The organism is Streptomyces sp. NPDC047869, assembly GCF_040704065.1.
GTDB lineage: Bacteria > Actinomycetota > Actinomycetes > Streptomycetales > Streptomycetaceae > Streptomyces.
The window spans coordinates 53,809-76,300 of record NZ_JBEYRK010000040.1; the positions used below are offsets into that span (position 1 = coordinate 53,809).

The window sequence follows — 22,492 nt, forward strand, 5'->3', positions numbered from 1 at the left end:
TCAGCACTGTTCCCCGAGAGGCGCCGTCCAGTGGGTGGCGAGCGCCACACGCGCGATACTTTCGCACCTTCTCACCCGGGGCTCACCGTTCGAGCCCGGGTGACAGACTCTGCGGTGTGCCGCTGACCTTCGACGACCTCCTCGACCGCGCCCGCGCCCTCACCCGGGACGGGCGGCGCGCCGTCCTCGGTGTCACGGGTGGCCCGGGCGCCGGCAAGACGACGCTGGCCGAGCACCTGGTGCGGGCCCTGAACGCGGGCGGGCCGCCCTGGGTGGCGCACGTGCCGATGGACGGGTTCCATCTGGCCGACGCCGAACTGGACCGGCTGGGCCGCCGGGACCGCAAGGGCGCGCCGGACACGTTCGACGCGGCCGGGTACGCGGCCCTGCTGCGGCGGCTGCGCGAGGAGACCGGCGAGGTGGTGTACGCGCCCGGGTTCGAGCGGGTGCTGGAGCAGCCGGTCGCGGGCTCGATCCCGGTGCCGCCGAGCGCGCGGCTGGTGGTGACCGAGGGCAACTACCTGCTGCTGAGCGAGGGTTCGTGGGCGCGGGTGCGGCCGTGCCTGGACGAGGTGTGGTTCTGCGAGATCGACGAGGAGGAGCGGATCCGGCGGCTGGTCACCCGGCACGTGGAGTTCGGCAAGGAGCACGGGGCGGCGGTGGCCTGGGTGCTGGGCACGGACCAGCGCAACGCCGACCTGATCGCTATGACGCGGGACCGGGCGGACCTGGTGGTGCCGGCCGGCGCGCTGCCGACGCCGTAGGCGGTGCCCCCCGCGGGCGGCGCGGTTGAACCACGGCGGGCCGCCGGCCGTACCGGTGGGCGGGGCGGAAGGTCGGCCGGTGCGGCCCGGGCAGCGGTGACGTCCTGGTGGCGGGAGCGGTGCGGATGACGGCGCGCGAGCAGCACGGGACCGGCACGGGCGGTGCGGTCCTGGCACCGGAGGTGCCCGGCGACGGCGGCCCCGAGCCGGCCCCGGCGCGGCCGGGCGGGCTCGCCGGGCTCTCGCGCCACCGGCGGTGGCTGGTGCCGCTGCTGGCGGCGCTGCTGCTGGCCCAGATGGCGGCCGCGATGGTCACCACGGCCGTCCGGCAGACGCCCACCATCGACGAGCCGGTGTACGTGGCGACGGCCACCGACTACCTGCGCGAGCACCGGGTGCGGTACAACCCCGAGCATCCGCCGCTCGGCAAGCTGCTGATCGCGGCCGGGGTGGCGGTGGCGGATCCGCGCTACGACCCGGCGTACTCCGGCACCCAGGGCGAGGTGGGCCGGCATCTGCTGTACGAGTCGGGCAACGACCCCTGGCGGCTGATGGGGTGGGCGCGGCTGCCGGTGATCGCGCTGACCCTGCTGTTCGGTGCGGTGGTGTTCGCGTTCGCGCGGGACGTGGCGGGCACCGGGGGCGGTCTGGCGGGCCTGGCGCTGTACGCCTTCTCCCCCGATGTGATCGCGCACGGCTCGCTGGCCACGCTGGACGTGCCGGCGGCGGGTTTCGTGCTGACGTCGGCGTGGCTGGTGTGGCGGGCGCGGCGCCGGCCCCGGCTGTGCCTGCCGTTGTCCGGTGTGGCGCTGGGGGCGGCGGTGGCGACGAAGATGAGCGCGCTGCCGGCCGTCCCGGTGGTGGTGCTGCTGGCGGTGCTGTCGGTGTGGGGTACGGGCCGCCGCGGGAGGGCGCGGCGGTGTGCCGTGGCCGCGGCGGTGGTGTTGGCGGCGGCGGTCGCCGTGGTCTGGGCGGCGTACCTGGTGGTCGATCCGCGGCTGCGGTTCGACCCCGCCGAGCCGGTGCCGGCCGTGCACGGGCTGCGCGGGCGGGTCACGGACCTGCTGCCGCTGCCGCCCGCGTACCGGGCCGGGATGCGGGTGCAGTTCGGTTTCGAGGACCAGCACTGGCAGGGCTTTCTGTTCGGGCACCTGTACACGGGCTCGCGCTGGTACTACCTGCCTGCCGCGCTGCTGGTGAAGACGCCGCTCGGGCTGCTGGCGCTGGGCGCGGCCGGTGCCGTGCTGGCTCTGGCGGTGCGGCGGCTGCGGCCGGTGGCGCCGTATCTGCTGCTGCCTCCCGCGGTCCTGCTGGCGGCGGCGATGACGGGCTCCCGCGACCTCGGCACCCGGTACGCGGTGTTCGTACCGGTGTTCCTCGCGGTGGCCGGGGCCTGCGTGCTCACGGTGCGCCGGCACCGGACCGAGGTGCCGGTGGGGCTGCTGGTGCTGCTGGTGGCGGTGAGTTCGCTGCGGACCTTCCCGTACTACCTGCCGTACGCCAACGAGGCGTTCGGCGGTCCGGCGCACACGCACCGGCTGCTGCACGACTCCAACGTGGACTGGGGCCAGGACCTGGGCCGGCTCGCCGACCGGCTGCGGCAGCGGTACCCGGGCGAGCGGGTGTGGCTGGTCTACAAGGGCAGCGGGATGCCCTCGTACTACGGGATCACCGCCCACGATCCGCGCGGGGTGGCGCCGGAGCGGGTGCACGGGCTGCTGGCCGTGTCCGACTCGGCGGCCGCCAAGGCGCGCGGCGACCTGGCGGACCTGATCGGTTCCAGCCGTCCGGTCGGCGAGGTGGGGCATTCCATCACCCTGTACCGGCGGTGAGCCCGCCACCTCGTAAACCCCCTGCTCATGACGGCCGGTGAGCTATGTTGAGTGGTCGTGGGAGACAATGGAGGCGGACCGGTGCCCTCGCCGCAGCAGGCACGCGCCCAGGCATCAGCGATCACCTCGGGCAAGACCGTGCCGGAGGCCGAGGCGGCACCGACCTCCCAGCTCAGGGAACTCTTCGACGGCCCGCAGCTGTCGCCGGGGCAGCGCCGGGTCGCCCAGTACCTGATCGAGCACATCACCGAGGCCGCGTTCCTGTCGATCACCGAGCTGGCGGACCGCGTGGGCGTCAGCCAGCCCTCCGTCACCCGTTTCGCGGCCGCCGTCGGCTTCAGCGGCTACCCGGCGCTGCGGGAGAAGCTGCAGTCGATCGCGCTCAGCAGCCTGGCCGGCGGGCCCGGCGAGGAGAACCGGGCCAACGAACTGCAGGCCGCGGTGGACGCCGAGATCCAGAACCTGGAGAACCTGCGCCGCGACGTCGCCGACCCCGACCGGGTGATCCGCGTCGGCCGGGAGCTGTCCCGCTCCACCCCGCTGACCGTCCTGGGCCTGCGCATCTCCGTGTCGCTGGCCGAGTACTTCGGCTACGCCGCCCGGCGCATCCATCCCGACGTGCGGCTGGTGACGCGTGGCGGCAGCGTGGCCTACGACACCCTGCTGCAGGCCCGCGAGGCGGGCGGCACCTGGGTGCTGGCGTTCTCCATGCCGCGGCACGCCCAGGAGACGCTCACCGCGCTCCGGGTGGCGCGGGAGGCGGGGCTGAAGGTCGCCCTGATCACCGACCTGGCGCTCGGCCCGCTGGCCGAGGAGGCGGACATCGTCTTCGCCACCGGCACCGGCTCCCGGCTGGTGTTCGACTCCTACGCCGCGCCCGGCGTGCTGGCCGCGGCGATCCTGCAGGCCATGACCGACGCCGATCCCGAGCGTACCCAGGCCCGGCTGGAGAAGTACGAACAGGGCGCCGATCAGCACCACTTCTTCCTGAAGGACTGAACCTTTCGCCGGGTGGCCGGGTCCTCGCCAGATCTTCCCGCCACGTGCCACCGGCACGGAAATCCTTCGGCGTACGGGGATCATTCACCGCATACCACGCATGAATGTTTTCATACGTCTTGCCAAGCCGACGGCATATATAAATACTGCTCACGGATCGCACCCGGCACCCTCCGGGACGGTCCGGCCCCGCGGGCCCCGCCCGCGACACCGCCCCGAGAAGGACGACGTACCGCATGCGCATGCAAGCCCGCCCGACGCGCCGGTTCCCGTCGTCCGGGGCTCCCGCTCGGACATCCCGAGCCGCCGTTCCCTACCCACGTCGGCGCCAGGGATGTCCGGTGGCGCACCGCCCAGGCGGCGCGCCCGTGGCGGCCCCGGTCATCCCCTAGGCCGGGGCCGCCCCAACCGGCGGACCACCCTCAAGACGCCGCACACCGGAAGCGAAGACCCATGCCCCTGACCACCACGCGCATCAGCCCCGACTGGCCCTGTCAGGTCAAGATGCCGGGCACCTACGACTGGGAACGCTCGGCGGCCAAGTGGCTGCGCGAGCTGATCCCGGCGCGCTACGGCAGCTACCCGGCCATGATCCGGCATCCCGTCCTGCTCGCCCGGCACGCGCAGATCCAGGTGCAGCAGGAGATCCGGGTGGCGCGGACCGCGCTGCAGACGGCCCGGGCCGAACTGCCCGTCCTCGGTCTGCCGGAGTCGGTCATCGAACACACGATCAAGCTGTACGCCGCCGAGGTAATGCAGCTCCAGCACATCGCGCGCAGTGTCCGCGCGGTCAGCGAGGCACTGGCCGGACGCGGCACCGGCCGCTGACCGAGGCCGGCCCGGCACCCCGGCCGGCCCCCCGCCGCACCGCCCTTTTCCGGCCGGTACGTCCACGCCGCCGAGCAGGAGAAACGGATGCGGCAGACGAGTGATCGAACGGGCCCGGATGTGCGATGCTCAACGCGTGACGAGCGAGCCCGTGCCCCCCGCGGACCCCGGCACGCGCGCCGATGTGGCGGCGCTGGCCAGAGTCGTGGCCCGGCAGCGCGCGGAACTGGAGCGGCTGCGGGACCAGGCCGCGACGTCGGCCCTGCTGGAGCGGGCCACGGGCGCCCTGATGGCATCGACCGGCTGCTCCCCCGACGCCGCCCACGACGCACTGCTGCGGGGCGCCAAGACCGGCAACCGTACGCTCCTCGAGGAGTGCTGGCTCACCCTGGGCGCCCTGCTGCCGGCCGAGCGGCCCGCCGTGGAAGCCGGCCAGCCCCCGGCCGCCGGCCGCTGGGACCCCCCGCTCGCCGGCACCGGCGACTTCGCCGACGTGCTGGCCCGCGTCGGCCGGGCCTTGATCCGGGTCGGCTCGCCGCAGGAGCTGGCCGGATGCCTGCTGGAACACCTGGCGCCGGAGGTGGGCGCCGACGCCGTGATGCTCTACGAACGGCTGCCGGGCGGCGGGCTCGAACTGCTCGGGCACGCGGGGATCGAACCGACCCTCGCCACGCAGTGGCACCACGTACCGCCCGTGTCCGGGGTCGCCCCGCTCGACGCCCTGCGGGCCGGCGAGCCGCGCTGGCTGGAGGATCCGGCCGCGGACCGGGAGCAGTACCTGCTGATCGGCGAACCGCCCGAGCGCTGGCCGTCGCGGGCCTGGCTGCCGGTGCCGGCCGGGGACACGGCCGGCGTCGCCCTCGGCGTGCTGCGCCGGCAGGACGGCCCCTTCGAGGCACGGGAGCGGGAACTGCTGCGGGCCGTGGCCCGGCTGTGCGCGGGCCGGCTGCGGGCCTTCGACGCCCCGCCGGAACGTCCCGACGAAACCGTCGTCCGGACCGTGCAGTCGGTGCTCGACGCCCTGCCCGGGGCGGCGATCCTCCTGACCCCGCTGCGCGCCGCCTCCGGCGAGGTGGAGGACTACCGCATCGACGCGGCCACCCCCGACGCGGTCGACGTGTTCGGCCGGACGGGCCGGGACATGGTCGGCAGCCACATCCTGGAGAGCTATCCGTCCGTCGCGGGCGAGCCGTTGTGGCACGGCTACCTGGACGCGCTCACCACCGGGGCGGCGTTCGAGAGCGAGCCGTTCGCCTACCAGGACATCACCGACGCGGTGCCCGTGAGCGGCACCTACTCGGTGCGGGCGGCGCCCCTCGGCGACGGGCTCCTGGTGTCCTGGCTGCGGCACGAACCGGCGGAGCTCCAGGAGCAGCGGCTGTCGGACGTCCAGCGGCTCGGCAATCTCGGCTGGGCCAACTGGAACCTGGTCACCGAGGAGATCGCCTGGTCCGCGCAGGCGTTCGCCGTATTCGGTCGGGACCGCGCGCGCGGACCGGTCGCCCTTGAGGGGTTGCCCGGCCTCGCGCTGCCCGAGGACGCGCCCGCCCTGCGTCGCGCGATCACCCGACTCTGCGGACGCGCCAAGCCGTTCGACGTGCCGTTCCGGATCCAGGGCCCGCTGGGCGTGCGGCACCTCAGGATGGTCGCGGAGGCCGTGACGGAACCGGACGGCACCCTCGCCGAGGTGCACGGCTTCGTCCAGGACGTCTCCGCGCAGCGCAGCGTCGAACTGGCCCTCGCCGAGAGCGAACGCGCGATGCTGCTGCAACGCGGTGTGCTGCAGGCCGAACGGGCGCTGGCCACCCGGCTGCAGCACGCGCTGCTGCCGCTGCCCAGCAAGCCGGTCCAACTGGCCGGACTGCGCATAGAGGTCGCCTATCTGCCCGCCCAGTCCGGCGTCCATGTCGGCGGTGACTGGTTCAGCGCCATAGAACTGCCCGAGGACTCCGCGCTGTTCGTGGTCGGTGACGTGGCCGGTCACGGCGTCGGCGCGGTGGCCACGATGGCCCAGCTCCGGTTCACCGCCAAGGGCATGGTCAGCACGGGCTCCTCGCTGACCGGCGCGCTCACGCGACTCAACCAGCTCCTGCTGCAGTCCCGGGACACCCGGAACACGGCCACCATGGTGCTCGCCCGCTACGACCACACGACCCGGATCCTCTCCTGGACCCAGGCCGGCCATCCGCCGCCGCTGCTCGTGCGCGACGGTGAGATCCGCTACCTCGACCGCCCCCGCGGCATGCTGCTCGGCGCGAGCACGACCCCCGTCTACGAGTCGGCCGAGCTCCGCCTGGAGCCCGGGGACCGGCTGCTGCTGTACACCGACGGCCTGGTGGAACGCCCCGGTGAGGGCATCGACGCGGGCCTCGCCCGGATGGCCGAGGCGGTGCTCGCGCACGAGTGCGGCGCCGACGGATCACTGGAGGCTCTGCTCGCGGCGATGCTGCCGGGCGAGCGGCGGGACGACGTGTGCGTGCTGGACATCCGGATGCCGCTGGAGGAGGAGTAGCGGAGTCCGCCACTCCTGGCCGTCCCCGCGTGCCGCCGGTTCAGCCCGTCGGGTGCCCGGGTTCAATGCGTTTCGCGTCGGAGAGCCGGAGCAGCGGCCCGCCGGGTCCCTCGCCCCCGTGTACCGGATCGAGGACGAAGCCGACGTGGTCGCCGCCGTCGGTGCGGTGCAGGATGGTGCCGGTGAACCAGGCCGCCGCGTCCCGGAGCACGACGGTGCCGTCGGGCCCCTCCCGCCAGGACACCCGCGCGAACTTGTCGACCTCGTCGCCGGTCTCGCCGCCGAAGATCTCCAGGAGCTCCCGCTGACCGCCGGTGAGCAGATGCACGGCGAGGCAGCGTGCGGCCCGGGCGACCTCATAGGTGCGGTTGGCCTTGGACAGCCACACCGCGAACCGCGGCGGCCGCATGGAGCACTGCGAGGCGAAGCCCACCAGACACCCGGCCCGCTCACCGCCCGCCGCGGCCGTCACCACGCACAGGTCCGGATCCAGCCGCCGGAAGAAGCCCTTCACGTCCGTCATGCCGCCCAGCTCTCGTCCGTGCCGTCGTCCCGCCCACCTCCGTCGCGGACGCCCGCCGGAGGCCTCGGGTGTGGTGAGAGTGCCCCGGGCGCGCGGAGCCGAACCACGGGCGGGTACGAGCGGGTGCCCGCGTCACCGGGTCAGCCGCCGGTGCCGGGGGCCGTCCGGGACTCCAGCGTCCGGCGGGTGTCGTCGCCGTAGACGCCGGTCTCGTCGCCCCTGATGCCGTACCAGAGCTGGAAGCGGGCCACGGCCTCGGTGAGCACGGCGTCGTAGGTGCCGCTGGTGGAGCCGTCGCGGTAGACGTCGGGGACGCCCAGCAGACGCCGCTGCAGTTCGGTGACCTCGGGGCCGGTGTCGCCCTGCCGGAGGGTGCCTGGACCGTCCGGGTCGGTGGAGGGGGTGCCACCCGCCGGGGAGGCCGGGGCCGGGGAGGCCGGGGCCGATGCGACGGGGTGGGAGGGCCGCGGTGCCGCGGCGGCGCCCTGCCGGGCGGGGAGCAGCAGGGCGCAGCCGAAGCCGGCGAGCGCGGCCGCGCCGACCGCCAGGGCCACGGCGGCACGGCGTCGTCCGGCGCCGGGGGCAACGGGTCGCGGTGCGGCCGGGACGGGCGGCAGTTCCTGGGTCTCGTCCTCGGCGGAGCGGGGCGCCCCGGGCGCGGTGCGGCCCGGCCGGGGCGCCGTCCCGAAGGACTCGTACGCCGCGTGTCCGGACGGTGCCGGTGAGCGCGGCCCCGGCACGTCCGGCCGCGGTCCGGCCGGCCGCCGTCCGTCCGGTCCCGGGCGCATCTCCGGTCCCGGTTCCGGGTGCATCTCCCGCATCAGTTCGGCGAGGGCGTCGAAGCGGCGCGGGCGCAGGACGCGGACCGGCTCCAGGGGCGGCCCCGGGTGCGGCTGTTCAGGGTCGGGCGGTTTCGGCACCCTGCTCTCCTTCCGTCCCGTGCGTACGCACGTCCGCGGTCCCCGGCGTGAGATACGGCGGGGACGGCGGCCCCGTTCAGGCCGGGACGGGCGCCTGCTGGACGAACCGGCCCAGGGACGAGGTCAGCGCGCCGACGAAGGCGTCCCGCGCCTCTTCCGGGAGCGCGTCCAGGGACAGGTAGGGGTTGAGGTCCTCCAGTTCGACCAGCAGCAGCTCGCCGTCCGGGGCGCGGCAGGCGTCGACGCGCTGGATGCCCTGCCCGAGACCGTTCCAGTCGATGAAGCGCCGGGCGAACTCCAGGTCGGCGGGGGTGGCCGGGTACGGCACGAGCTCCCAGCGGCGCTCCGGGTCGGGGGCGTAGAGGGCGTACTGGAAGTCGTCGTCCACGAAGTAGAAGGACACCTCGTACGCGAAGTCGACGCACGGCTGGACGAGGACCGTGCCGTCGGCGAGCCCGGCGAGCCGGCCGGCGGGCAGGATCCGCAGGCCCAGGGAGTCCGCGCCGAGCTTGGGCTTGACGACGTAGCGTTCGGCGGCGGGCAGCCGGTGCAGGTCCGCGGCGCGGTCGACGGTCGGTATGACCGGGAAGCCGGCGGCGCTCAGGTCGAGCAGGTACTGCTTGCCCACCATGTCAGCCTTGCCGGTGAGCGGGTTGTACACCCGGGCCCCGGTGGCGAGGGCCCGCTCGCGGAACGCCTCGTACTCGGTCTGGTAGCCGAGGACGGGCCCGCTGTTGCGGACGACCACGGCGTCGTAGCCGTCCATGAGCGCCGCCGCGTCCAGCGGGTGGCACAGGGCGAGGTCGAAGTGCTCGCGCAGCCGGGAGGTGAGGAGGATGTCCTCGTCGCAGTAGCGGCGCCCGCGGGCCGGGTACGCCAGGTCGGTGACGTAGAGAATGCGGGGGCGGGCGGCGGGCATGAGGTCTCCTGGCGGCACGGGACGCGGAACGGGGGTGGGGGCCGGCGGCGGCTGCGGAAAGGTTACGCCCTGCCTTGACCGGTCCTGCACAGCACTCAGTTCCCTTATTCGCGACCGCTGGCTGCACTGAGTGTCACCGATCTGGTTCTGGTGCTACGTTCCCGTTCATGAGCTCCAGCAGCGCGGCGCCGGCCGCGAAGCCGCCGATGCGGGACGCCCTGGTCGCGGCGGCCTTCCAGCTCTTCCTGGAACGCGGGTACGAACAGACCACCGTGGACGACATCGTGGCACTGGCCGGGGTCGGCCGGCGCTCGTTCTTCCGCTACTTCCCCTCCAAGGAGGACGTGGTCTTCCCCGACCACGAGCGCTGCCTCGCCGACATGACCGCGTTCCTCGCCGCGAGCGCGGCGGACGCCGAGCCGGTGCGGCGGGTGTGCGACGCGGCCCGGCTGGTGCTGGGGATGTACGCGGAGAACCCGACCTTCTCCGTGCAGCGCTACCGGCTCACCAAGCAGGTGCCGGGGCTGCGCGCGTACGAGCTGTCGGTGGTCTGGCGCTACGAGCGGGCGCTCGCCGAGTACCTGCGGCGCCGTTTCGCCGGGCTGCCCGACGGAACGCTGCGCGCCGACGTGGTGGCGGCCGCCGTGGTCGCCGCGCACAACAACGCCCTGCGCTCCTGGCTGCGTTCGGACGGCAGGGGCGACGCGGGCGCCGAGGTGGACCACGCCCTCGGGCATGTGCAGGCCGCGTTCGGCCGGCCGGTGCGGGTGAGCAGCCCGGGACGGCCGGGGGACGATGAGCGCGGCGACGTCGTCGTGCTGGTGGCCCGCCGGTCCGCCCCGCTGTGGCGCGTGGTGCAGGAGTTCGAAGCGCTGACCGGCCGCGCCTGAGCCTCCCCGCGCACACCGGTCCCGCGCACCGGACCTCCACAGATTTGGGGTACGGAGTGCCTTTACGAGTGGCACCCAGTGCCATAATCTGTGGGCGTGCACGGTGGCACCGCGGCCGTGCGCAGACGTGCGCGGCTCAGGCCGGGCATGCGGGATTCCGGCCGAGCGCAGGGAGTTGACCAGCGTGTACCACCACTCAGCAAGCGCCTCCATTCCGGCGGCCGGCTCCGCGACGGGCCTCCTCGAACCCGTCGCCGCTGACTCCAAGGACGCCATCACCTTCCAGCGCTGCACCTGGTGCGGCACCGCCATGTACCACCGGCTGCTGTGTCCGGTGTGCCAGGGCAGCGAACTGCGCACCGAGCGCAGCGAGGGCACCGGGACGGTGCGCCACTCCACCGTGGTGCACCGCAACACCCCCGCGGCGCGCAACGTGTCGCTGATCGAGATGAGCGAGGGGTTCGTCGTACGGGGCCGGGTCATGGGCCCGCCGATCGGCATACACAGCGGGGACCGGGTGCGGCTGTCCACGGCCAAGGACCCGGTGCGCGGTGAGCCGGTCTTCCAGTTGGTCGACGAGCCCTACCGCGCCTGGAGCTGACGCCCCGGCGGCTCCCCCGCCCGCGCCTTGATCGCCGTGGCCCGCAGGGGCGGCGGATACTCAGGGCCCGAAGGTAACCCGGATCCCGACCGTGCCCTCCGTGCCGCGCCGCAGCCTGCTGCCCAGCAGGGTGAGCCGGCCGACGATGCCGTACTTGCGGGCGATGAGGGTGCGGTAGCGGGCGGTGGTGGCCGCGTCGGTGATCTCGGCGGTGGCCGGGACCTGGCCGCCGGTGGGTCGGCCTCGCACGTCGCAGGGCCCGACGAGGACGTCGGCGCGCCGGCGGATCCGCTTGACCTTCCAGCTGTCGGCGGTCGTCCACACACCGAGGCCGTCCCCGTCCTGGACCACCCAGACGGGCGTGGCCACCGGGGTGCCGTCCTTGCGGTAGCTGGTGACCAGCAGGTACTTGCCGGCGGCGAGCCGGTCCGGCCGAGTGTCGTCCATGCCCGGCAGTCTAGGAGCCCGCGGGCGGTTCGGGCACACGTGCGGGTGGCCGGGTAACTCAGGTCGAGGCGGCGGCCATCCGGCGCACCCCCTCGGTGAGGATCTCCGGCGAGGTGGCCAGGTTGAGGCGGGCGTGCCCCGCGCCGCCGGTGCCGAACGGCAGGCCGGAGCTGAGCGCGACCCGGCCGCGCTCCAGGAACACCGCGGCGGGGTCGTCGCCGAGACCGAGTGCGCGGCAGTCGAGCCAGGCCAGATACGTGGCCTCGGCCGGGTCGTAGCGGATCGCCGGGAGGTGCTCGGCCAGCAGCCCGGCGAGCAGGCGGCGGTTGGTGCCGAGCCCGGTGAGCAGGGCGTCCAGCCAGCCGGTGCCGTCGTTCAGGGCGGCCGTGTGGGCGATCACCCCGAGATGGCTGGGGCCATGGCTCACCTCCTCGGGCATCCTCGCCAGGTCCCCGGCGGCGCCGGGTCCGGCGAGGGCGAGCGCGGCCTTCAGGCCGGCCAGGTTCCAGCCCTTGGAGGCGGACATCAGCGACAGCCCGCGCTCGGCGCCGGGCACGCTCAGGTACGGCACGAAGGGGACGCCGGGGGCGACGAGCGGCGCGTGGATCTCGTCCGCGACGACCCGGACGCCGTGGTGCTCGGCGAGGTCCGCGACGGCGGTGAGTTCGGCGGCGGTGTGCACCGTGCCGGTGGGGTTGTGCGGGCTGCACAGCAGGAAGGCCGCCCTGGCACCGTCCGCGGCCGCCTCCCGGAAGGTCCGGGCCAGCAGGTCGAGGTCGATGCGCCCGCCCGGGCCCAGCGGGGACTCCACCACGCGGCGGTCCAGGTGGGTGACGAACTGGTAGAACGGCGGATACACCGGCGAGTTGACGACGACCGGATCGCCGGGCCCGGTGACCAGCTTCAGCATCTCGACCACGCCGAGCATCACGTCCGGGACGATCGCGGTGCGCCCGATGTCGATCCCGTCCCAGTTCCAGCGCTCGGCGGCGAAGCGGGCCAGCGCCTCGGCGTACGCGTTGCCGGCGGGATAGCCGGTGTCGCCCAGGGCGAGCGCGTCGGTGAGGGCGCCGACGACGGGCCCGGCGAGCGGGACGTCCATCTCGGCCACCCACAGCGGCAGCACGTCCTCCGGGTAGGTGCGCCACTTCATGCTCGTACGACGGCGCAACCGCTCCAGACCGAGGGCGCGCAGCGGGTCGGGTTCGCCTGGTGTGCCGTGCGGGGTGCGGGTCATGGGCTCAAGATAGGCGGCCGCGGTCCGTGCGGAAACGGGGCAGGCCGGACAGGTGGGGCACGTGGTGCCGAGGAGTCGGGGGGCCGGGCCCGGCGCGGGACGCCCCGGAATACCCGGGTCTTGCCGCGTGCGTCAACTCGTGCGTCTAGATTGCGTCTTGACCGGTGCACCTCACTCATCAGGCGACCAGGAGCCCCACGTGACCGACAACCCGGCAGCCACCAACGACGTGGCCGTGTCGCTGCGCGCCCGTATCAACACGGGCCAGCCGCACACGGCCCGGATATGGAACTACTGGCTCGGCGGCAAGGACAACTACGAGGTCGACCGCGCGGCCGGCGACCAGATCCGCGGGCTCCACCCCGGCATCGGGGACTACGCGCGCGCCGACCGGCTGTTCCTGGGCCGGGCGGTGCGGTACCTGGCCGGCGAGGTGGGCATCCGGCAGTTCCTCGACATCGGCACCGGGCTGCCCACCGCCGACAACACGCACGAGGTCGCCCAGCGGGTCGCACCGGACGCGCGGATCGTGTACGTCGACAACGACCCGCTCGTGCTCGCGCACGCCCGGGCGCTGCTCACCAGCACGCCGGAGGGCCGTACCGACTACCTGGACGAGGATCTGCGCAACGTCGACGCGATCCTCGAACACGCTTCCAAGACACTGGACTTCAGCAAGCCGGTGGCGCTGATCCTGCTCGGCGTGGTCATCTTCATCGGTGACGAGGAGGACCCGTACGGCCTGGTACGGCAGTTGACCGACCGGCTGCCGGCCGGCAGCCATCTGGTGCTGTCGCACACCATCACCAGCCCGGCGATGCCGGACGTGGACGAGGCCGTCAAGTTCTGGAACGAGCACGGCACTCCGAAGCTGACCCAGCGCAGGCCGCAGGACGTGGTCCGGTTCTTCGACGGTCTGGAGCTGCTGGAGCCGGGCGTGGTGTCCTGCTCGCGCTGGCGCCCGGACGCGGACGCCGGTCCGGAGCCGGAGGAGGTCGCCATGTTCGGCGGGGTGGCGCGCAAGGGCTGAGCGGGCGCGCGGCCCCCGGCCGGGTGGATCGCCGCCGCCGGTGAACGCCGCCGGGCCCGGACACGTACTGAACGCCGGGCGCCCGACGCCGGTCGGGGCCCCGCGGTGCCGGTACGGGCATCGCGCGTCCGGTGTTCGGGAGCCATGCATGAGGCACGCACGACGACGGGTCGTGAGGCGGGTGACACGACTGGCGGCGGTCGGCGGACTCCTGCTGGGAGGAGCGATGGTCGGACAGGCCGCCATGGCGAGCGAGACACCCCCCGTGTCCGCCCGGCCGCTCAGTTCGGCGGGCACGGCCGGTGACCCCGGTGCCGCGGTCGTGGCCCGGCTCGGCACGGCGCGGACGGCGGGGAACTGGATCGGCGCCGACGGCCGTCCGGTCGTGGCGGTGACCGACCCGGAGGCGGCGCGGACGGTACGCCGGGCGGGGATCGAGGCGAAGGTCGTGCCGCACAGCATGGACGAGCTCAAGTCGGCGACCGGCACGCTGCGTTCGGCGCCCCGGGTCAGCGGCACCGCGTGGGCGGTGGACTACCGCACCAACCGGGTCGTGGTGCGGGCCGACCGTACGGTGTCGGCGGGTGACTGGTCACGGATGAGCCGGGTGGCCTCCGGGATCGGGGGCTTCGTGCACATGGAGCGCACGAAGGGCGCCTTCACGGCGCGGCTGAACGGGGCGCAGCCGATCCTGTCCACGGGGGGCCGCTGCTCGGCGGGGTTCAACGTCACCGACGGGCAGCGCGACTTCATCCTGACCGCCGGTCACTGCGGGCCCTCCGGGTCCACCTGGTTCGCCGACAACCAGGGCGACCGGCAACTGGGCAGGACGGTGAGCAGCAACTTCCCCGGCAGCGACTTCTCGCTCGTGCAGTACGACTCGGGCCGGGCCGGTCCCGGCGCCGACGTGGTCGCGGTCGGCGGCGGCAAGGGCGTACGGATCACCGGGGCCGCCGATCCGTCGGTGGGCCAGCGGGTGTTCCGCAGCGGCAGCACCAGCGGGCTGCGCGACGGCCAGGTGACCGCCCTGAACGCGACCGTGAACTACCCGGAGGGCACCGTCACCGGGCTCATCGAGACCAATGTGTGTGCCGAGCCCGGCGACAGCGGCGGCCCGATGTTCTCCGAGGGTGTCGCGCTGGGCGTCACCTCGGGCGGCAGCGGCGACTGCACCACGGGCGGTACGACGTTCTTCCAGCCGGTGACCAAGGCGCTGACCGCGCTGAACGTCAAGCTCCTGGTCGCGGCGGGGAACGCCGGCGGCGGGCAGGGCGCGGCGTCCTCCCCCGCGCCGTCCGCCCCGGCCTCGCGGGGCGCCCTCGCGCCGAGTGCCGCCTCGCCCGGTTCCGCGGCGCCGGTCACGGGCACCGAGGGCCGGACGCTGCTGGCGCGGCTGACGGACACCCGGAACGTCGGCCCAGGGCTGCTGGTCTTCGCGGGCAGCCTGATCGCCCTCGTCGCGACCCGGTACATCCGCTCCGAGCAGGACCGCAGGGCGTACCAGCGGCACTACTCGGCGACATGGGGCTGAGCGGAGGCGGTGGACGGGAGCCGGCCGGCTCCGGGAGGTACGACGAGAAGGGCACCCGTGCGCTCACGGGTGCCCTTGGCGGTACGGCCGGGAAGGCCGCCGGTCGGATCAGGCGGCCCGGTCGGACTGCGGGGCCGCCAGGGCCCACTCCAGCACGAGGCGCTGGTACTCCGCGCGCTGCTCGGTGGTCAGTGTCCCGCCCGACCGGCGCCACAGGGCCCTGATCTCCTCGTTGACCTCCGCGGCCGATCGCTCGGAGGCGGCTGCAACAGTGGTGGACATGTTGTGAAGCATATGCCGGTCGACGTGAAGGCGCTGTGAGTAAGTACACTCGATGCGGACATATCGGACCGTGTTGCTCATCACGTCAACGAGCCGGGCGAACAGGCAAGTTGACCTTTCGGACCACAGGGGCGCAAGGGCCCCGCAGCCGACGGCGCCGTGACCTGGATCACAGCACCGCCGCGCCGTTCGTGGCTCAGGTGCCCGGCTTGCGGCCGTACACGTAGACGTCGTCGCCGTTCTTCAGCAGCGACCAGTACTTCTTGGCGGTGGTCGTGGTCATGTTCACGCAGCCGTGGGAACCGGGCGGGTTCCACATGCTCAGGCCCACCGAGTGGAAGGCCTGACCGCCGTCGAAGAACTGGCTGTAGGGCATCGCCACGTTGTAGATGGTGGAGACGTGGTCGATGTCCCGCCAGTAGATCTTCTTCAGACCGGTGCGGGTCTCGTAGCCGTCACGGCCGGTACGCACCGGCACGGGTCCGTAGACGAGCCTGCTGCCGTCCTGGATCCAGCTGAGCTGGAGCGTGAGGTTCACGCAGGCGATCCGGCCCTTGTTCACCGGGCACTTGCCGTCCCTGTTCGGGTTGCTCCCGACGGCCTTCTGCTTGTTCATGAGATCCATCACGCCCCAGGTGACGGGACCGGCGTAGCCGATGTTGGGCGTGATGCCGTGCTTGTTCTGGAAGGCCTGGATGGCCTTGCAGTCGGTGGTGGACTGCTTGCCGTCGACCGGCCGGCCGAGGAACTTCTCCACCTGCTTCTGGTACGGGCCCGCCTGTGTGGTGCAGCTCGCGGCCTGGGCCGGCGCCGCGGTGAAAGCGAGTGTGAGCGGCGCCACCAGTCCGGTGACGCCCAGTGCGACGACACCGCGTCTGCGTATGTCCCCCATGTCGGCCTCTTCCCCTTGTCCCCTTGCGCCCGGGGTGTCCCCGGGTGGTTCCCTTCGCGATTCCCGCGGTTCCGGACTACTAGACCTGCCCGGGCGCCGGAGGGTTGTGGTTCCGGCCAGGCTGTGACGAAACGGTGAACTCGGCGGCTCCGGGGCGTCGCGAACCCGGGGGGCGGCGTGCCCGGCCGGGGCGGCGCGGACGCCGGGCTCAGCGGTATCCGGTGGTGTCGGCCGGCCGTCCCGGGTCCTGTACCTCGGCCAGGTACCGCCAGGCGTCGGGGCGGCTGCCGTCCAGGTCGGTGAAGCCGTACACCCGGGCGAGCCCGCCGCTGGACAGGGACTGCCCGTTGAAACGGGAGACCTCGGGGTCGCCGGCCAGGGCGGCGACGGCGCGGCCGGTGTAGCGCGGGGTCTCGGAGATGGCGAAGTGCGGTTCGCGGTCGAGGGCGTCGCGCCAGTTGTCCTCGCGCACGCCGAAGGCCTCCAGCATGATCTCCGAGCGCATCCAGCCGGGGGTGAGCGCCACCGCGCTCGCACCGCGGGGCCCCAGTTCGTGGCCCAGGGCGAAGGCCATGCGCAGAACCGAGGTCTTGGCGAGGTCGTAGAAGAGGTTCACGCGGTAGGTGTCGCGGTTGTAGTCGGCGGTGCCGTCGGTGACCTCGACCACCAGGCCGCCGGGGTGGCGCAGCAGCAGCGGCAGCGCGAAGTGGCTGGTGATCGCGTGCGTCTCGACGGCGAGGCGGAGCAGCCTGAGCCCGTTGTCCAGGTCGTGCTCCCACACGGGGGCGTCCCACTCGAAGAGCTTCTCGCCGCCCCAGATGTCGTTCACCAGCAGGTCCAGGCGGCCCTGCTCGCGGGCGACCCGCTCCACCAGGTCCCGTACCGCGGCCGGGTCGAGGTGGTCGACGGGCACGGCGACACCCTGGCCGCCCGCCTCGGTGACCAGGTCGGCGGTGTCCTCGATGGTCTCGGGGCGGTCGTACTCGGAGCGGCGCGCGCGGGTGCTGCGTCCGGTGACGTAGACGGTCGCGCCCGCCGCCCCGAGTTCCACGGCGATGCCCCGCCCCGCGCCCCGGGTCGCCCCTGCCACCAGTGCGACCCTGCCCCGCAGCGGACCTGACATGTCCGGCCTCCTGTACGTGTACGACTGCTGTCGTCGCCCACTCTCACGGGGAAGCCGGACATCTCCTGTCACCTTTTACCGCCCCTCGGCGGTGCCGGGGGTCAGTGCCCGCGCTTGATCCACTCCTCGAGGTGGGGCGCCTCGGCCCCGATGGTGGTGGACTCGCCGTGCCCGGTGAGGACCTTGGTCTCCGGCGGGAGGGTGAGGAGCCGGTCCCGGATGGAGTCGATGATCGTCGGGAAGTGGGAGTACGAGCGTCCGGTGGCGCCGGGGCCGCCCTGGAAGAGGGTGTCGCCGGTGAACACGGCGCCAAGTCCGGGGTCGTACAGGCAGACGGCACCCGGCGCGTGGCCGGGGGTGTGCAGCACGGTCAGGTCGGCTCCGGCGGTCTCGATGACCTGGCCGTCGACGAGGTGCCGGTCCGGCTCTCGGTCGGGGTGGGTGAGCCGCCACAGCGGCATGTCGTCGGCGTGCAGCCAGATGGTGGCGCCGGTGAGCTCGGCGAGCGCGGGAGCGGCGTCGATGTGGTCGTTGTGGGCGTGGGTGCACACGATGGCGGTCAGGCGCCGGTCGTCGACGGCGCGTGCGATCGCCTCGGCGTCGTGGGCGGCGTCGATGACGATCACCTCCCGTTCGTCGCCGACGATCCACACGTTGTTCTCGACGTCCCAGGTGCCGCCGTCGAGGCTGAACTGACCGGAGGTCACCAGGCGTTCGATGCGTACGGTCATCAGAGGACCACCACCGAGCGCAGCACGTCGCCGTGGTGCATCCGCTCGAACGCCTGCTCCACCTGGTCGAGTTGGATGGTCTCGGTGACGAACGCGTCCAGCGGCAGCCGGCCCTGCAGATGCAGGTCGATCAGCATGGGGAAGTCCCGGGAGGGCAGGCAGTCGCCGTACCAGGAGGACTTCAGGGAGCCGCCGCGGCCGAAGACGTCCAGCAGGGGCAGTTCGAGCTTCATCTCCGGGGTGGGCACGCCCACGAGGACGAGGGTGCCGGCCAGGTCACGGGCGTAGAAGGCCTGCCGGTAGGTCTCGGGGCGGCCGACCGCCTCGATGACGACGTCGGCGCCGAAGCCCCCGGTCAGCCCGCGGATCGCCTCGACCGGGTCGCTCTCCTTGGAGTTGACGGTGTGGGTGGCGCCCAGCGTGCGGGCCTTCTCCAGCTTGCGGCCGTCGATGTCGACGGCGATGACCTTCACCGCCCCTGCGAGGTACGCCCCGGCGATCGCCGCGGCCCCGACGCCGCCGCAGCCGATGACGGCGACGGAGTCGCCGCGGCCCACGTTGCCGGTGTTGATCGCGGCGCCGATGCCGGCCATGACACCGCAGCCGAGCAGTCCGGCCACGGCCGGCGAGACGGCCGGGTTCACCTTGGTGCACTGCCCGGCCGCGACCAGCGTCTTCTCGGCGAACGCGCCGATGCCCAGCGCCGGGGACAGCTCCTGCCCGGTGCCGGCCAGGGTCATCTTCTGCTCGGCGTTGTGGGTGTTGAAGCAGTACCAGGGCCGGCCGCGCAGACAGGCCCGGCAGTTCCCGCACACGGCACGCCAGTTGAGGATCACGAAGTCACCGGGGGCCACGTCCGTGACGCCCTCGCCGACCGACTCCACGACACCGGCGGCCTCATGACCGAGCAGGAAGGGGAAGTCGTCCGAAATGCCACCCTGTTTGTAGTGCAGATCGGTGTGGCAGACACCGCAGGCCTGGACGCGTACGACGGCTTCACCGGGCCCGGGATCCGGGACCACGATCGTCTCGATCCGTACGGGCTCGTCCTTCCCCGGTGCGATCACGCCGCGTACTTTCTGCGCCATGGTCCGGCCCCTTCCTCGTAGTGCGTTCGGTGCGACCCTACGCGCGAACCACGGGTGGCGGCACGGGCCACGACCGGAAAAGTGGATCTTTCGTTTCGGCGCGGCGGACCGCCCTGGCCGGTCCGGGGGCCGTCCCCGGGCGGGACGCTCCCCGGACCGCGGGGGTCGGGCCTAGAGGCCGGGAAGCAGACCGGTCGCGGGGGCGACCAGATCGGTGAGTTGGCTCAGGTGCCCCAGCCCGTCGGGTGAGCCGATCTGGTTCAGCCCGCCCAGCTGCTCGGAGACCTTGGGGAGCTGGCCCTGCTCGTCGGCGGGGAGCCCGGTGGTGGCGAGCGAGTCCAGGGCGGTCATCGGGCTGATCCGCCCGGTGTCCGCCGCGCCGGTGTCGGCCGCGCTCGCCATGGGCGCGGCGAGGCCCGCGAACCCTGCGGCGAGACCGACGGCGGCGACGATGCGTCGTGTTGAGATCATGCCCTCAGCAACGGCCCGGGACCCTGGCCGGACACGGGCGCCGGGCGGTGCTCACCCGTCAGGCGGACCGGGCCGTCTGCGCTTGCCGAGCCCGCCGGGGCGGAGGAGCCTCGGAGATGGGGCTCGCGCCGCCCTTTTCCCGCCGGGCCGCGGGCGCCTGAAGGAGGTCAACACCATGGGCACCGCGACAGGCTCCAGCTTCGACACCGAGACACTGCGCCGGGGCATAGAGGGGACCACGGGGAACACCCTGCTGTCCCTGTACGCCGACGACGCGCAGATCCGCATCATCGACCGCAACACCCAGCCGAGCCATCCCAAGGTCGTGCGCGGCCGGGGCGAGATCGCCGCGATGCTCGACGACGTCTACAGCCGCGACATGACGCACAAGCTGGACGAGTGCGTCGTCCAGGGCGACCACGCCGCCTACTGCGAGTCCTGCGAGTACGGAGACGGCACCCGGGTCCTCGCCGAGTCGATGATCACTCTGCGTGATGGAAAGATCGCCGAGCAGATTCTGATCCAGGCATGGGACGAGTAGGGAGGAAGACCGCGAGGGTCCAGGTCAGCACGCGAATGACCTGGACCTTCTCGGCCCGGGCGGGGCTGGGGCGGGCCCGCCCGCGACGGTCCGCGCCGGTGTCCGCCGCGGGTGTGCACCTGTCCGCCGCCGTTGTCCGGTCCGTCCTGCGGGCCGTGCGCCCGCGTCCGCGCCCCGCACTGCCGCGCCCGTCCCGCATCCGGCGGATCCGGGCCCGGTGAGGACCGGCGCCGGGGGCGCACAGGACACGGGCCCGGCTGCGGGCACTCCCCCGGTCCCGGCCCGCCGGGCCGGGGCGTGATCAGCGCATCCAGGCGCTGTAGCTCATGACGGCCCCGGCCTTCACGCCGTATTCGGGGGCGTCCTCGGTGAACGTCTCCTCCATACCGAGGACGGCGCCGGTGCGCGGTTGCAGGATCAGCATGTGCCGCACGCCCCTGGTGTCGTACACGTACGCGTGTCCGGGGCGGCCCAGGCGGTCGGTCACCTCGCCGGCCGGCGTGAGTCCCCGGCTCCCGGCGAACAGCCGGACGACGGCCGCCGACTCGCGGGTGCCGAGGGTCCAGTGGTCGAGCAGTTCCGCGACCGCGTCGAGCAGTTCGGCGGTGCTCAGCGGGGCCGTGCCCCGGTCGGCCCGGGGACGGGCGATCTCGGTGAGGTAGGCGCGCAGGCGCGCCGCGGTGTGCGGCGGGGGCGCCTCGGGCGGGGCGTCGCTCCACATCGGCGGGTACGTGGTCCGGCTGATCACATGGCCGTCCGCCACGGGGTGCGGCTCGCCGCCCGCGTCGGTGAGGACGGGGCGGCCGGGCCGGCGCGGATCGGTCGCCACGACCACTTCGGTGTGGCTCGAGTCGGCCCGCCAGCGCACCACCCGCTCCTCGGGGAGGGTGACCGGGGGCTTGTCGTCGCTCATGCCGAGGCTCCACGACTGCACGTGCGTGCCCTTGCGTAGACCCGGGGAGCCCGCCGCCGCGGCCGCGTCGGCCAGGGCCACCATGTCCCGCAGGGGCACGGGGGCGGAGCCGGAGCGAACCGTCAGCGGCCGAGGTGCGGCCACGGCTCGCGAGGTGCCCGGATCGCCGAGCACGGCGTTGACGGTGATCACCAGGACGACGGCGGAGGCGGCGAGCCCCCAGACCAGCCGGGCGCGCCCGGTACGGCCGGGAAGCGCCGGGAACGGCCGGGCCCGGTGCGGTGGGCGGGATTCGCTCAGCAGCCGCTGGAGCCGTTGCTCCGCGCGCGCGTCCAGCGGGCCGTCGGCGAAACGGGGGCCGTCGTCCGGCACCGGGTCGGCGCGGCGCAGGAGTTCGAGTTCGTCAGACATGTCGGTCGTCCTCGCGGGGGGTCGCGTCGGCGGGGGCGGTCGCGGCCGCGACCGGGGGCCGCAGCCGGTCGATCTCGGCCCTGAGCCGGTTCCTGGCCCGGTGCAGCCGCATGGCAGCGGCCCGGCTGCCGCAGCCGAGGGCGACCGCGATCTCGTCGGCGCCGAGTTCCTCCCAGGCCGCGAGGCGCAGCACCTCCTGGTCCGCCGGGGACAGCCGGTCAAGGGCCTCGTGCACCCAGGCGCCGGGGGCCTCCGTGTCAGGGCCGGCCGCGATGTGCCGGGCGTGCGCGGCCTCGTCGTTGCCGAGCCGGTCCACCAGCCGGCGCCGGCGCCCCTGACCGCGTACCGCGTTCGCCAGGCAGTTACGGGCCACCCCGTACAGCCAGGGCAGCGGCGTCGCGGGCAGGTCGGCCCGGCGGCGCCAGGCGACCGTGAACACCTCCGCCACCACTTCCTCCACCTCGTCGGCCCGCCCCCGCAGCCGCCTCGCGACATAGCGGCTGACCGCCCAGTAGTGCTCGCGATAGGCAGCGGCGAAGATCTCGTCGTTGCTCATGTTCGGTTCGTGTCCGGCACCGACCGGATCGTCACACCGTTCTTCCGTGATCCTTCTCGCGCCATCCGAGTGTGACCGACGGGCCGGGTGCCGACACAGGCGGGACGTGAAGAGGATCAGAGACATCAGGGCCGTTCGGTGGCTGACGACCACCGACCACAAGACGATCGGGACGCTGTACCTGGTCACCTCGTTCGTGTTCTTCCTGATCGGTGGCGTGATGGCGCTGCTGATGCGCGCCGAGCTGGCCCGTCCGGGCCTGCAGATCATGTCGAACGAGCAGTTCAACCAGGCGTTCACGATGCACGGCACGATCATGCTGCTGATGTTCGCGACGCCGCTGTTCGCGGGCTTCGCGAACTGGATCATGCCGCTGCAGATCGGCGCGCCCGACGTGGCGTTCCCGCGGCTGAACATGTTCGCCTACTGGCTCTACCTGTTCGGCTCGACC

24 protein-coding genes are annotated in these 22,492 nt (G+C 73.4%); 11 read left to right on the forward strand and 13 right to left on the reverse strand.

Annotation, left to right across the window (positions count from 1 at the left end; translation table 11 throughout):
• The first annotated feature begins 116 nt into the window (after nt 1–116).
• The 5 genes from AB0924_RS34395 to AB0924_RS34415 all read left to right on the forward strand — a co-directional run bounded on the left by AB0924_RS34395 (nt 117) and on the right by AB0924_RS34415 (nt 6,935).
• Complete coding sequence (locus tag AB0924_RS34395; protein ID WP_358938717.1) at nt 117–764, forward strand: nucleoside/nucleotide kinase family protein; 648 nt, start codon at nt 117–119, stop codon at nt 762–764.
• A 296-nt stretch (nt 765–1,060) separates the two neighbouring features.
• Nucleotides 1,061–2,596 carry a phospholipid carrier-dependent glycosyltransferase gene (locus AB0924_RS34400; protein WP_366913573.1) on the forward strand — a complete coding sequence of 512 codons (1,536 nt, stop codon included), beginning with the start codon at nt 1,061–1,063 and terminating at the stop codon, nt 2,594–2,596.
• 81 nt (nt 2,597–2,677) lie between these two features.
• Nucleotides 2,678–3,595, forward strand: a complete 918-nt coding sequence (locus tag AB0924_RS34405; protein WP_358938781.1) for a MurR/RpiR family transcriptional regulator — start codon at nt 2,678–2,680, stop codon at nt 3,593–3,595.
• Nucleotides 3,596–4,048: 453 nt separating this feature from the next.
• On the forward strand, nt 4,049–4,423 hold the full coding sequence (locus tag AB0924_RS34410; protein ID WP_358938715.1) for a hypothetical protein: 375 nt from the start codon (nt 4,049–4,051) through the stop codon (nt 4,421–4,423).
• Nucleotides 4,424–4,541: 118 nt separating this feature from the next.
• Nucleotides 4,542–6,935, forward strand: coding sequence for a SpoIIE family protein phosphatase (locus tag AB0924_RS34415; protein WP_358938779.1), 2,394 nt, complete (start codon nt 4,542–4,544; stop codon nt 6,933–6,935).
• A 40-nt stretch (nt 6,936–6,975) separates the two neighbouring features.
• On the opposite strand, the gene AB0924_RS34420 is transcribed toward AB0924_RS34415, so the two are convergent.
• The 3 genes from AB0924_RS34420 to AB0924_RS34430 all read right to left on the reverse strand — a co-directional run bounded on the left by AB0924_RS34420 (nt 6,976) and on the right by AB0924_RS34430 (nt 9,297).
• A complete protein-coding gene (locus tag AB0924_RS34420; protein WP_358938713.1) occupies nt 6,976–7,458 on the reverse strand; it encodes a flavin reductase family protein in 483 nt (160 codons plus the stop codon).
• Between the two features lie 140 nt (nt 7,459–7,598).
• Nucleotides 7,599–8,378: a peptidoglycan-binding domain-containing protein gene (locus AB0924_RS34425; protein WP_366913561.1), complete on the reverse strand. Its 780-nt coding sequence runs from the start codon at nt 8,376–8,378 to the stop codon at nt 7,599–7,601.
• A 76-nt stretch (nt 8,379–8,454) separates the two neighbouring features.
• Complete coding sequence (locus tag AB0924_RS34430) at nt 8,455–9,297, reverse strand: hypothetical protein (RefSeq protein ID WP_358938709.1); 843 nt, start codon at nt 9,295–9,297, stop codon at nt 8,455–8,457.
• A 167-nt stretch (nt 9,298–9,464) separates the two neighbouring features.
• On the opposite strand from AB0924_RS34430, the gene AB0924_RS34435 reads away from it, so the two are divergent.
• Nucleotides 9,465–10,187 (forward strand): TetR family transcriptional regulator, encoded by a 723-nt coding sequence (locus AB0924_RS34435; protein WP_366913562.1) that lies wholly within the window; start codon nt 9,465–9,467, stop codon nt 10,185–10,187.
• Between the two features lie 184 nt (nt 10,188–10,371).
• Complete coding sequence (locus AB0924_RS34440; protein ID WP_359549624.1) at nt 10,372–10,788, forward strand: zinc ribbon domain-containing protein; 417 nt, start codon at nt 10,372–10,374, stop codon at nt 10,786–10,788.
• A 60-nt stretch (nt 10,789–10,848) separates the two neighbouring features.
• On the opposite strand, the gene AB0924_RS34445 is transcribed toward AB0924_RS34440, so the two are convergent.
• Both AB0924_RS34445 and AB0924_RS34450 read right to left on the reverse strand, forming a co-directional pair.
• Entirely contained in the window at nt 10,849–11,235 is a 387-nt protein-coding gene (locus tag AB0924_RS34445) for a PPOX class F420-dependent oxidoreductase (RefSeq protein WP_358938703.1), read from the reverse strand.
• A 58-nt stretch (nt 11,236–11,293) separates the two neighbouring features.
• Complete coding sequence (locus AB0924_RS34450) at nt 11,294–12,472, reverse strand: aminotransferase class I/II-fold pyridoxal phosphate-dependent enzyme (protein WP_358938701.1); 1,179 nt, start codon at nt 12,470–12,472, stop codon at nt 11,294–11,296.
• A 199-nt stretch (nt 12,473–12,671) separates the two neighbouring features.
• Between AB0924_RS34450 and AB0924_RS34455 the strand changes: the two genes are divergently transcribed.
• Together AB0924_RS34455 and AB0924_RS34460 are read left to right on the forward strand one after the other, a co-directional pair.
• Nucleotides 12,672–13,502 (forward strand): SAM-dependent methyltransferase, encoded by an 831-nt coding sequence (locus AB0924_RS34455; RefSeq protein ID WP_358938699.1) that lies wholly within the window; start codon nt 12,672–12,674, stop codon nt 13,500–13,502.
• A gap of 148 nt (nt 13,503–13,650) precedes the next feature.
• Nucleotides 13,651–15,033: a S1 family peptidase gene (locus AB0924_RS34460; protein ID WP_366913563.1), complete on the forward strand. Its 1,383-nt coding sequence runs from the start codon at nt 13,651–13,653 to the stop codon at nt 15,031–15,033.
• 108 nt (nt 15,034–15,141) lie between these two features.
• Here the strand turns inward: AB0924_RS34460 and AB0924_RS34465 are convergent, their stop codons facing one another.
• The 6 genes from AB0924_RS34465 to AB0924_RS34490 form a co-directional block, all read right to left on the reverse strand.
• Nucleotides 15,142–15,327 (reverse strand): hypothetical protein, encoded by a 186-nt coding sequence (locus AB0924_RS34465; RefSeq protein ID WP_358938695.1) that lies wholly within the window; start codon nt 15,325–15,327, stop codon nt 15,142–15,144.
• A 184-nt stretch (nt 15,328–15,511) separates the two neighbouring features.
• The gene (locus AB0924_RS34470; RefSeq protein ID WP_358938693.1) at nt 15,512–16,207 is read right to left on the reverse strand and encodes a L,D-transpeptidase; all 696 of its coding nucleotides are present in this window, start codon (nt 16,205–16,207) and stop codon (nt 15,512–15,514) included.
• 208 nt (nt 16,208–16,415) lie between these two features.
• Nucleotides 16,416–17,330, reverse strand: coding sequence for an SDR family oxidoreductase (locus AB0924_RS34475; RefSeq protein WP_366913564.1), 915 nt, complete (start codon nt 17,328–17,330; stop codon nt 16,416–16,418).
• Between the two features lie 101 nt (nt 17,331–17,431).
• Nucleotides 17,432–18,061, reverse strand: a complete 630-nt coding sequence (locus tag AB0924_RS34480) for an MBL fold metallo-hydrolase (protein ID WP_358938689.1) — start codon at nt 18,059–18,061, stop codon at nt 17,432–17,434.
• Complete coding sequence (locus tag AB0924_RS34485; RefSeq protein WP_358938687.1) at nt 18,061–19,149, reverse strand: S-(hydroxymethyl)mycothiol dehydrogenase; 1,089 nt, start codon at nt 19,147–19,149, stop codon at nt 18,061–18,063. The genes AB0924_RS34480 and AB0924_RS34485 overlap by 1 nt, the downstream gene beginning before the upstream one ends.
• Nucleotides 19,150–19,320: 171 nt before the next feature.
• Nucleotides 19,321–19,620, reverse strand: coding sequence for a hypothetical protein (locus tag AB0924_RS34490; RefSeq protein ID WP_366913565.1), 300 nt, complete (start codon nt 19,618–19,620; stop codon nt 19,321–19,323).
• A 175-nt stretch (nt 19,621–19,795) separates the two neighbouring features.
• Between AB0924_RS34490 and AB0924_RS34495 the strand changes: the two genes are divergently transcribed.
• Entirely contained in the window at nt 19,796–20,161 is a 366-nt protein-coding gene (locus AB0924_RS34495) for a nuclear transport factor 2 family protein (RefSeq protein WP_358938683.1), read from the forward strand.
• A 301-nt stretch (nt 20,162–20,462) separates the two neighbouring features.
• Here the strand turns inward: AB0924_RS34495 and AB0924_RS34500 are convergent, their stop codons facing one another.
• Both AB0924_RS34500 and AB0924_RS34505 read right to left on the reverse strand, forming a co-directional pair.
• Nucleotides 20,463–21,485 carry a CU044_5270 family protein gene (locus tag AB0924_RS34500; protein ID WP_366913566.1) on the reverse strand — a complete coding sequence of 341 codons (1,023 nt, stop codon included), beginning with the start codon at nt 21,483–21,485 and terminating at the stop codon, nt 20,463–20,465.
• Entirely contained in the window at nt 21,478–22,041 is a 564-nt protein-coding gene (locus AB0924_RS34505) for a sigma-70 family RNA polymerase sigma factor (RefSeq protein ID WP_366913567.1), read from the reverse strand. The genes AB0924_RS34500 and AB0924_RS34505 overlap by 8 nt, the downstream gene beginning before the upstream one ends.
• Nucleotides 22,042–22,147: 106 nt before the next feature.
• Between AB0924_RS34505 and AB0924_RS34510 the strand changes: the two genes are divergently transcribed.
• Nucleotides 22,148–22,492: cbb3-type cytochrome c oxidase subunit I (locus AB0924_RS34510; protein ID WP_366913568.1), on the forward strand; the 345-nt coding region annotated here is incomplete at its 3' end.

Excerpts from the sequence above, each read along its gene's own strand:
- AB0924_RS34505 (WP_366913567.1), bottom strand. The coding sequence starts at position 22,041 with ATGAGCAACGACGAGATCTTCGCCGCTGCCTATCGCGAGCACTACTGG.
- AB0924_RS34420 (WP_358938713.1), bottom strand. The coding sequence starts at position 7,458 with ATGACGGACGTGAAGGGCTTCTTCCGGCGGCTGGATCCGGACCTGTGC.
- AB0924_RS34500 (WP_366913566.1), bottom strand. The coding sequence starts at position 21,485 with ATGTCTGACGAACTCGAACTCCTGCGCCGCGCCGACCCGGTGCCGGAC.
- AB0924_RS34435 (WP_366913562.1), top strand. The coding sequence starts at position 9,465 with ATGAGCTCCAGCAGCGCGGCGCCGGCCGCGAAGCCGCCGATGCGGGAC.
- AB0924_RS34400 (WP_366913573.1), top strand. The coding sequence starts at position 1,061 with ATGGCGGCCGCGATGGTCACCACGGCCGTCCGGCAGACGCCCACCATC.
- AB0924_RS34445 (WP_358938703.1), bottom strand. The coding sequence starts at position 11,235 with ATGGACGACACTCGGCCGGACCGGCTCGCCGCCGGCAAGTACCTGCTG.
- AB0924_RS34485 (WP_358938687.1), bottom strand. The coding sequence starts at position 19,149 with ATGGCGCAGAAAGTACGCGGCGTGATCGCACCGGGGAAGGACGAGCCC.
- AB0924_RS34470 (WP_358938693.1), bottom strand. The coding sequence starts at position 16,207 with ATGGGGGACATACGCAGACGCGGTGTCGTCGCACTGGGCGTCACCGGA.
- AB0924_RS34415 (WP_358938779.1), top strand. The coding sequence starts at position 4,542 with ATGTGCGATGCTCAACGCGTGACGAGCGAGCCCGTGCCCCCCGCGGAC.
- AB0924_RS34410 (WP_358938715.1), top strand. The coding sequence starts at position 4,049 with ATGCCCCTGACCACCACGCGCATCAGCCCCGACTGGCCCTGTCAGGTC.
- AB0924_RS34495 (WP_358938683.1), top strand. The coding sequence starts at position 19,796 with ATGGGCACCGCGACAGGCTCCAGCTTCGACACCGAGACACTGCGCCGG.
- AB0924_RS34490 (WP_366913565.1), bottom strand. The coding sequence starts at position 19,620 with ATGATCTCAACACGACGCATCGTCGCCGCCGTCGGTCTCGCCGCAGGG.
- AB0924_RS34460 (WP_366913563.1), top strand. The coding sequence starts at position 13,651 with ATGAGGCACGCACGACGACGGGTCGTGAGGCGGGTGACACGACTGGCG.
- AB0924_RS34430 (WP_358938709.1), bottom strand. The coding sequence starts at position 9,297 with ATGCCCGCCGCCCGCCCCCGCATTCTCTACGTCACCGACCTGGCGTAC.
- AB0924_RS34475 (WP_366913564.1), bottom strand. The coding sequence starts at position 17,330 with ATGTCAGGTCCGCTGCGGGGCAGGGTCGCACTGGTGGCAGGGGCGACC.
- AB0924_RS34450 (WP_358938701.1), bottom strand. The coding sequence starts at position 12,472 with ATGACCCGCACCCCGCACGGCACACCAGGCGAACCCGACCCGCTGCGC.
- AB0924_RS34480 (WP_358938689.1), bottom strand. The coding sequence starts at position 18,061 with ATGACCGTACGCATCGAACGCCTGGTGACCTCCGGTCAGTTCAGCCTC.
- AB0924_RS34465 (WP_358938695.1), bottom strand. The coding sequence starts at position 15,327 with ATGCTTCACAACATGTCCACCACTGTTGCAGCCGCCTCCGAGCGATCG.